The sequence below is a fragment of the Streptomyces sp. NPDC056948 genome (genome assembly GCF_042674225.1).
GTDB lineage: Bacteria > Actinomycetota > Actinomycetes > Streptomycetales > Streptomycetaceae > Streptomyces > Streptomyces purpurascens.
Window position 1 is genome coordinate 1 of record NZ_JBHUQX010000422.1, and the last position, 7,993, is coordinate 7,993.

At 68.7% G+C, this 7,993-nt stretch carries 9 protein-coding genes; 5 read left to right on the plus strand and 4 right to left on the minus strand.

The window, feature by feature from the left end:
• Positions 1-93: 93 nt before the first annotated feature.
• A complete protein-coding gene (locus ACFTZL_RS36795) occupies positions 94-426 on the minus strand; it encodes a glyoxalase superfamily protein (RefSeq protein WP_382592304.1) in 333 nt (110 codons plus the stop codon).
• Positions 427-611: 185 nt separating this feature from the next.
• On the opposite strand from ACFTZL_RS36795, the gene ACFTZL_RS36800 reads away from it, so the two are divergent.
• Positions 612-1,682: a hypothetical protein gene (locus ACFTZL_RS36800; protein ID WP_382592328.1), complete on the plus strand. Its 1,071-nt coding sequence runs from the start codon at positions 612-614 to the stop codon at positions 1,680-1,682.
• Positions 1,683-1,807: 125 nt separating this feature from the next.
• Here ACFTZL_RS36800 and ACFTZL_RS36805 read toward each other — a convergent pair whose 3' ends face one another.
• Entirely contained in the window at positions 1,808-2,260 is a 453-nt protein-coding gene (locus ACFTZL_RS36805) for a winged helix-turn-helix transcriptional regulator (RefSeq protein WP_382592306.1), read from the minus strand.
• Positions 2,261-2,400: 140 nt separating this feature from the next.
• On the opposite strand from ACFTZL_RS36805, the gene ACFTZL_RS36810 reads away from it, so the two are divergent.
• Positions 2,401-3,318, plus strand: a complete 918-nt coding sequence (locus ACFTZL_RS36810) for an NADP-dependent oxidoreductase (protein ID WP_382592310.1) — start codon at positions 2,401-2,403, stop codon at positions 3,316-3,318.
• An 88-nt stretch (positions 3,319-3,406) separates the two neighbouring features.
• Complete coding sequence (locus tag ACFTZL_RS36815; RefSeq protein WP_382592313.1) at positions 3,407-3,916, plus strand: DUF4267 domain-containing protein; 510 nt, start codon at positions 3,407-3,409, stop codon at positions 3,914-3,916.
• 77 nt (positions 3,917-3,993) lie between these two features.
• Here the strand turns inward: ACFTZL_RS36815 and ACFTZL_RS36820 are convergent, their stop codons facing one another.
• Together ACFTZL_RS36820 and ACFTZL_RS36825 are read right to left on the minus strand one after the other, a co-directional pair.
• Positions 3,994-5,112, minus strand: a complete 1,119-nt coding sequence (locus tag ACFTZL_RS36820) for a fatty acid desaturase family protein (protein ID WP_382592316.1) — start codon at positions 5,110-5,112, stop codon at positions 3,994-3,996.
• A gap of 7 nt (positions 5,113-5,119) precedes the next feature.
• On the minus strand, positions 5,120-6,181 hold the full coding sequence (locus ACFTZL_RS36825) for a ferredoxin reductase (protein ID WP_382592319.1): 1,062 nt from the start codon (positions 6,179-6,181) through the stop codon (positions 5,120-5,122).
• Between the two features lie 86 nt (positions 6,182-6,267).
• On the opposite strand from ACFTZL_RS36825, the gene ACFTZL_RS36830 reads away from it, so the two are divergent.
• Positions 6,268-7,407 (plus strand): PucR family transcriptional regulator, encoded by a 1,140-nt coding sequence (locus ACFTZL_RS36830; RefSeq protein ID WP_382592322.1) that lies wholly within the window; start codon positions 6,268-6,270, stop codon positions 7,405-7,407.
• A gap of 35 nt (positions 7,408-7,442) precedes the next feature.
• Positions 7,443-7,781: a thioredoxin family protein gene (locus ACFTZL_RS36835; protein WP_382592325.1), complete on the plus strand. Its 339-nt coding sequence runs from the start codon at positions 7,443-7,445 to the stop codon at positions 7,779-7,781.
• Positions 7,782-7,993: the final 212 nt, after the last annotated feature.

Here is a 7,993-nt window from a genome sequence, read left to right on the forward strand (position 1 = left end):
GGGCGTGGGTGGGGTGTTCAGTTCACGCCCGCGGTGGTGGGTCAGTGGTGGGGCCGCCGTGGCGGCGTGGCTGCCGCGCACTCCCGGCGAGTGTCATTCCGTCGGCGTGCCGATCCGAAGCCGGTTGCCGTCGGGGTCGCGCAGCTCAATCTCACGCGCCCACGGAGTGTCCTTCGCCTGCACACCGAACTCGGAGGCGATGGCCTCGACATCACGAATGCGGAGGTAGACCAGCGTGTCAGGCCGGGCATCTCCCTTGTGCTCCGACAAGAACAACCGCACCTCGCCCCGGGCGACCTCGACGAACGCGGGAAGTCCCGGTTCGAAGCGGTGTTCCCACTGCTTGGCGAAGCCCAGTCGCTCGTACCACGCGACCGCCGCCGCAGCGTCCTCGACGCGAAGAATGGGAATGACTTCCTCGTCCATGGCGCCATCGTCGCAGACCGCCCAGGGCGAACGTTGCCTGCTGCGGCACCAGTTGTCACATAGGCAGGCTTGCTGTCGCTGTGGCCGAGGCTGCAGGCGTTGTACTTGACCCGCTGAACACCGATGCCACCGAAGCCGGTTGAGGCGGCCAGGGGTTGTCAGTGGCTGGTGGCAGGATCACCGGCATGGTTTTCGTACGTACTACTCCGCCGCGGCCTGTTGAGGTGAGCGCGGTCTTTCCTGAACTGGCTCCGTTGGCGCGACCTGCGATTCGGCTGCATCCCCGTCCCGGGGCGCCTTCGACAGAGGAGAGCTCGGTCGGGGGGCCGTTGCTGTGGCCGGCTGAGGAGCCGTGGCCGCACTGCGAAGGCACGCACGTGGACAGCGGATTCCGCGAGTCGCCGGCAGCAGTGCGGCTGACCAGACGCAGGGTGGCCCGGCAGCACCGTGATCCCCATGGTCCCGCGTTCACGCCGGAGGAGGAGGCGATCAAGGAACGGAACGCCGCGAGGCTCGCGGAGCGACTCGACGCCGGCCCTCCGTGGCCCGCGGAGTGCCCGGTCCCCATGTTGCCCGTGGCCCAGCTGTATCTGCGCGACGTACCCCTGTTGCGGCCGCCCGGGCAGGCCGATCTGCTCCAGGTCCTCTGGTGCCCCTACGACCACAATCCGGGTCACAAGCCGTCGACCGCACTGTTCTGGCGGTCCGCCGCGGAGGTCGGCGACGTCCTCGCCGCACCGCCGGAACCGTATGAGGTGAACGGGCAGGGATATGTGCAGGAGCCGTGCGTGCTGGCACCAGAAGCGATCATCGAGTACCCCGACAGCCTTGATCTGAGTCCGGAGATGCGGCTGATGGTGGAGGACCTGAGCAGATGGCAGGCAGCCGGCGTCGGCGTGGACAGCGTCTACGCGGACTATCCGCGGGACTTCTATGACTGTGAGCTGGCTGACGCTCCCGGCTGGAAGGTCGGCGGCTGGCCTCCATGGGGCCGCACCGACCCGTATCGCCGATTCTGCGGTGTGTGCGACGCTCAGGTGGTCCCGCTGCTGACCATCGCTTCCTTCGAGTGGGACGGTGGTGAGGGGAGCAGCTGGGCGCCATGCGAAGACCAGGCCGCCGCCTGCGCCGACAGTCATGACGCCGGCCAGGACCCTGCGCAGCCGACCAAGGTGGAAGTAGGCAGCACCGACAACATGCAGCTCTACGTCTGCCCGACCTCTCCCGAGCATCCGCACACCGACCTGATCCAATGAGCTGTCGGGCCTCGGGGACGGCACTGAAGTCCTGGCGGATCTTCCACCACGCGCGCTGTAGCCCGAATCGAATGCCGTCAATCGCCGCTGCCGTCCTCATCCTGGAGCGGCAACGCTGAGAGAGCTCAGTCGGTGGCGTCGCTTTGCCTGTGGTCGTAGCCGTCGCGATGGGTGAGGACCTCCTCCATGTGGCCCTCCGCCCAATCCTTGATTCCCCGCATGACTCCCTGGAGCGAGCGACCGAGACCGGTCAGCTCATAGGTGACGGTGACGGGCACGGTGGGGGTCACGGTCCTGGTGACCATCCCGTCGCGCTCGAGTGAGCGCAACGTCTGCGTCAGCATCTTCTGGCTCACGCCCGAGATCCGGCGTGACAGCTCGGAGAAGCGCATGGGCCGCGGTTCGTCGCCGGAGGCAGCCCCAGGACGCGGGCCGTCCCCGCCCAGGGCGGCAAGCACGAGGGCGACCCACTTGTCGGAGATTCGCTCCAGGAGCTGGCGGCTGGGACATGCCGCGAGGAATGCGTCGTACTCCGCTTTGGCTACGGCCCGCCGCTGGGACGCGGTGCTGGTTGGCATAACTCATCTCTTCCGCTCTCGGTGACTTACGCACCTCAAGGTGCCTACTTCCCATGGGGAAGCAGGTGCCTCCATGGTGGTGCTGCACCAAAGCGATGGCAAGACCACCTCACAGTGCCTCCGCGAAGGAGTAGATGGCGATGAATCAGATGACGTCCCGGCGGGCCGTGGTCCGTGTGCCGTCCGGGCCCCAGTCGATCGAGACCGTCGACGTCCCGGTGGCTGAGCCGGGGCCGGCGCAGATCCGCGTGAAGATTGCCGCCGCAGCGATCAACCCGGTCGACCTGGGGGTGGCCGGGGGTGTCTTTCACCGGCTCGGATTGGTCCACCAGCCGGACTACACCGGTCTCGGCTGGGACTTCGCCGGCACAGTCGATGCCGCCGGACCCGGCGTCGAGCTGCAGGTCGGCACCCGTGTTGCCGGGTTCATCGACGGTTTCGACCGCGACCACGGATCCCATGCCGAGCACCTCCTCGTCTCCGCCGCGAATGTCGCCGTCGTTCCGGACGGCATGGACCTGGTCGAGGCGGCGACGGTGCCGCTCAATGCCACCGCCGCAGCCCAGCTCGTCGACCTCCTCGGTGAGGTGTCGAGCGAGGCTCGGCGCTTGCTGGTGACCGGCGCGGCCGGTGTGGTGGGCGCGCACGTCGCCGTACTCGCCCAGGACCGCGGCTGGCAGGTGACCGGGATGGCCCGAGCGGACGACGAGCCGTTCGTCCGGGGCCTCGGCGTCGACTTCGCCACCGATCCCGGGAGGGGCTGGGATGCCGTTGCCGACGCCGGAGCCCTGCAGGAGCACGCCCTACGGGCGGTGCGCGACGGTGGCCGTTTCGTCGGCGTGCAGCCGGCCTCGCGGCTTCCCGGGGAGCGCGGCATCGCCGTCGAGGTCGTGTTCGCCCATCCCGACGGTGCGCTTCTCGCCCGATTGCTCGCACGGGTGGCGACCGGGGAACTGCCGGCTCGCGTCCACGCCGTCGCGCCGCTCGACGAAGCAGCCGGTGCCTACCAGGCGATGGCCAAGGGCGGCGTCCGCGGCCGGATCGTTCTCGTCCCGTGACAGCGCGGCGTCGCCTCGCGACTCGGGCCGTGACCGCGGGGCCCCGGAAACCGATCGATGTCCTTCGGGTCCGGTGGATCGACGATCGATGTGCTCGCCGGCCCTCGAGAGGAGTCCTTCGCCCGGATCGCCGCCGGCGGTCGAGCGGGACGCCGAGCACCTGCACGAGATCCATGACAACAAGTTCGTCAAGAGAGATTCCCTCAACGGACAGGACAGCCTGATGCTCACCACCAGTGCCACTGTTCTCGCCGGCCTGCTCGGCGCGGCCCTCATCCTCATGGGCGGGCGCGCCTTCACGACGCCGCAGGCCGCCGTCGGTTTCGGCATTCCCGATACACCGGCCGACCACCCCGCCTTCCGGGCCTGGCTGCGCGTGAAGGGTTTACGCGAGATCGCGTGCGGGGTCTTCGTCTTCGTTCTGATGCTCGTCGCGACGACGTCGCTGCTGGGTTGGTACGTGATGGCGCTAGCTGCGATACCCGCCGGAGATGCGGTGGTCGTGCTGCGCAGCGGTGGGCCGAAGGCCGCCGCCTACGGCATCCACGGTGCAACGGCCGTGGTGATGCTGGCCGCCAGCATCGGCCTCCTGGTCTGACTCACCGTCCGCAACGGATCTCACCGAACCCGGCGGTGCCGCCGGTACGGCCGAAAGATCGGAACCGCTACCGGGAATCAGGCCGCGACGAGCTCCTGCTCGCGGTCCGGCGTCTTGACCTTGGGCTTCTTGTTCGGCAGCGAGAGCCGGAAGACCTTGTGCCACGCGGAGAACACCTGCTTGGGCAGCGGCCCGGTGACGTAGTCCAGCTCGTACTTCTCGAACAGCGCGCGCACCTTCACCGCGACCTCGGCGTACCGGTTGCTCGGCAGGTCCGGGAACAGGTGGTGCTCGATCTGGTGCGAGAGGTTGCCGGTCATGAAGTGCATGGCCTTGCTGCCGCTGATGTTCGCCGAGCCCATCATCTGGCGCAGGTACCACTGGCCGCGCGTCTCGCCCTTGATCGACCGGCGCTCGAAGACCTGCACGCCCTCGGGGAAGTGCCCGCACATGATCACCGAGTGGGTCCAGATGTTGCGGACCAGGTTCGCGGTGAACGTGGCGGCGAGCGTGGTGAGGAACGACGGGCCCGACAGCAGCGGGTGGATCAAGTAGTCCTTGAGCACCTGCTTGCGGATCTTGCGGCCCACGTCCTTGGCCCGCGCGCGGAACTCCGGGTTCTTGCGGCGGCGCTTGTGCAGGTTCTTGCCGAGCTCCAGGTCGTACGCTGCGATGCCGTACTCGAAGAAGCAGGCGTTGATGAAGTTCCACAGCGGCTGGCCGAGGTGGAACGGGTGCCACTTCTGGTCCTCGTCGACGCGCATGATGCCGTAGCCGAGGTCGTTGTCCTTGCCGATCACGTTGGTGTACGTGTGGTGCAGCTCGTTGTGCGAGTGCTTCCACTGCTCGGCCGGCGAGACGTGATCCCAGTCCCAGGTGGTGGAGTGGATCTTCGGGTCCCGCATCCAGTCCCACTGGCCGTGCAGGATGTTGTGGCCGATCTCCATGTTGTCCATGATCTTCGCCACGGACAGCCCGGCGGTGCCGATGATCCACGCGGGCGGGAAGAACGAGAACAGCAGCACGCCCCTGCTGACCAGCTCGAGCTTGCGCTGCGCCGAGATGACCTTACGGATGTAGGCGGCGTCCTTCTCTCCGCGGTCGGCGATCACCTCGTCACGGATCGCGTCCAGCTCGCGGCCGAGCTCCTCGATCTGCTCCGCGGTCAGGTGGGCGGTGGGGTCGATGGCGGTCAAGGTGCTCCTACCGTTCGATGTCGCAGGGGCCCGCCGCGGCGGACACGCAGGTCTGGATGAGGACGCCGGGCTCGGCCTCGGTGATCTCGCCGGTGCGCAGGTCGCGGACGGCGCCCGCCTTGAGCGGAGTGACGCAGCCGAAGCAGATGCCCATGCGGCACCCGGAGGGCATGAGCACGCCGGCCTCCTCGCCGACGTCCAGCAACGGCGTGGCGCCGTCCGCGTCGACGGTCCTGCCGGTGGTGCTGAACGTGACCTCGCCACCGTTACCGTCGCCCGTGACGACGATGCCGGGGCGGAAGCGTTCGGTGTGCAGGCGCTCTCGTACGCCGTGCTCGGCCCAGTGCTCCTCGGCGGCGTCGAGCAGGCCCGCGGGCCCGCAGGCCCAGGTCTCGCGCTCGGCCCAGTCGGGCACGAGTTCGTCGAGACGGGCGATGTCGAGCATGCCGTCTGTGTCGGTGTGCACCTCGGTGAGCCGCAGCTTCTTGTCCGCGACCAGGTCGTGCAGTTCGTTGCGGAAGATCACGTCTTGCGGCTGTGGCGCGCAGTGGACCATGACGACGTCGTCGAACTCGGTGTCGCGCAGCATGCCCATCACGGGCGTGATGCCGCTGCCGGCCGTCAGGTAGAGCACCTTGGCGGGCTTGGCCCGCGGCAGTACGAAGTCACCGGTCGCCTGGTCGAGCTGGATCAGCGTGCCCGGTTTCGCCCTGCGGACCAGATGGTTGCTGACCTTGCCGTCCGGGATCGCCTTCACGGTGATCGTGACGCGGCCGTCCTGGCGGTTCGTCGGCGAGGTGAGGGAGTAGGCACGCCACAGGCGCACCCCGTCGACGTCGACCCCGATCCGCACGTACTGACCGGCTGTGTGGCCGCGCCAGCCCCGTCCCGGCCTGATCACGATGGTCGCGGCGTCACCCGTCTCGGGGTGCACGGCCTCGATGCGCCCACGCAGGTCAGCGCCCGCACGCAGCGGGCTGACCAGGTCGAGGTAGTCCGACGGCAGCAGCGGCGTCGTGACCATCTCCAGCAGTTTCCACGCCCTGCCGCGGAGGGCTGTACTCGTCATGACTCCAGCTTGCTGCGCCTCAAGGTGTAAAGTCCTGACCGCAGGACGTAAATCTGGCCGGCTGAATTGTTCGCAGGGAACAAAACGTGAGCCATGCAATCCGGAGGGCCAGCGAACTGGCCTTGGATGAGACGACGGTCACCGCACTTCGGGCCGCGCTGAAGACCACCGCCGACGAGGTCGTCCAGGCGATCATCGACGAGGTCCCTCCCTACGCCAACGCCCTCTCGGGCCACATGGGCGCCACCATCCGCCGAGCCGTCCGCACCGCCCTGGGGCACTACCTCGACCTCGCGAGCGGGAACGCCACAGGCGGCGACGCCGGTGACGCAGCCTACGAGCTGGGCCGCGGCGAGGTGCGCGACGGCCGTTCGATGGACGCCCTGCTCAGCGCCTACCGCGTCGGCGCCCGCGTGGCCTGGCGATGCCTGGCAGCGGGTGCCGTACCCGCAGGTCTGCCCGCCGCCGAGGTCGCCAAGTTCGCCGAGCTGACCTTCGCCTACATCGACGAGCTCTCCGCCGCGAGCGCCGCGGGCCACGCCGACGAACTGGCCGCCCGGGGGAGAGCCCACGAGCTCCACCTGGAACACCTGGCCCGCGACCTCCTTGCCGGCGCGAGCCCGGACATGCTGCTGGCCTCCGTTCAACGGGCCGGGTGGCAGCCTCCGGTTTCGCTGACCGCGGTCCTGCTGCCCGCCGCCCAGGCCCGGCCCGCCTACCGCGCGCTCGACCCGAGCACCCTCGTCCTCGACGATCTGCCGGACGCCACCGGTGTGCTGCTCGTCCCCGATGCCGACCGATCACATCTCTTGCGGCAGCTGACCGACCGCACCGCCGTGGTCGGCCCGGCCCGGCCATGGACTCGTGCGTCCGCCTCGTACGCACGAGCCGTACGCGCGCGCTCCCTCTCCTCTGATATTCGCGACACCGAGGACCACCTGCCCGAGCTGGTGCTGAGCGCCGACCGGGACGCGTTCGCAGACCTGCGTGCCCGAGCCCTCGCACCGTTGCGGACCTTGCCTGTCGCGACCGCACGGCGGCTGGAGGAGACGTTGCGGGCGTGGCTGCTGCACCAGGGCAGGCGGGACGAGGTGGCGGCGGCGTTGTTCGTCCATCCCCAGACAGTCCGGTACCGGATGTCGCAGCTGCGGGAGCTGTTTCCGGATCTCGCATCGCCTAACCGGGTCCTCGAACTGACGCTGGCGGTCGGTCTTCGGGCCGGTTGACAGTGGAATCACGGAACGTGAGGTCAGGAGCTTCCATGACGAAGCGGGTTCACCGACCCCGTGAGGACGCGGAGTTCAATTTCATCCTCGGAATGAGCAGAGTTCCGGTCCTCGCGTACTTCACCGGGACATGGCCCAAGGCAATCGAGCCCTGCCGGCTGATGGACCTCGTCGTGGGTGGCATCGCCGACGAATACACGGGCCGTCTGACGGCCGTTCGCGCCGACATCACGCGTTGTCCGGCCGCAACCGTGCGATACGGGATCACCGGAGCCCCGTCCTGCGTCCTGCTGAAGGAGGGAGAGGCGGTGGCGCACGGCACGGGGCCTATGACCATCGCCGAGGTACGGAAGTTCCTGGACGGCCACCTCTGAGCGGCCGCTGCGGAACGTGGCCGTGACGCCCGTCACGTCTCGCCTGGAGGTGACCGACACGGTCGTCCGGGTCGAGGCCCGGACCACTGCCAGCGGGGTGGCCTGCCCTGGATGCGGGTGCTGGTCAGGGTGATCTGCCGGCAGTCGGCAAGTTGGTGGCGTCGTTACGGGTGCGTCGGCTCGTCTGCGCGGAGCGCTCCTGTCCGCGCAAG

Excerpts from the sequence above, each read along its gene's own strand:
- ACFTZL_RS36800 (WP_382592328.1), top strand. The coding sequence starts at position 612 with ATGGTTTTCGTACGTACTACTCCGCCGCGGCCTGTTGAGGTGAGCGCG.
- ACFTZL_RS36795 (WP_382592304.1), bottom strand. The coding sequence starts at position 426 with ATGGACGAGGAAGTCATTCCCATTCTTCGCGTCGAGGACGCTGCGGCG.
- ACFTZL_RS36815 (WP_382592313.1), top strand. The coding sequence starts at position 3,407 with ATGTGCTCGCCGGCCCTCGAGAGGAGTCCTTCGCCCGGATCGCCGCCG.
- ACFTZL_RS36810 (WP_382592310.1), top strand. The coding sequence starts at position 2,401 with ATGAATCAGATGACGTCCCGGCGGGCCGTGGTCCGTGTGCCGTCCGGG.
- ACFTZL_RS36835 (WP_382592325.1), top strand. The coding sequence starts at position 7,443 with ATGACGAAGCGGGTTCACCGACCCCGTGAGGACGCGGAGTTCAATTTC.
- ACFTZL_RS36825 (WP_382592319.1), bottom strand. The coding sequence starts at position 6,181 with ATGACGAGTACAGCCCTCCGCGGCAGGGCGTGGAAACTGCTGGAGATG.
- ACFTZL_RS36805 (WP_382592306.1), bottom strand. The coding sequence starts at position 2,260 with ATGCCAACCAGCACCGCGTCCCAGCGGCGGGCCGTAGCCAAAGCGGAG.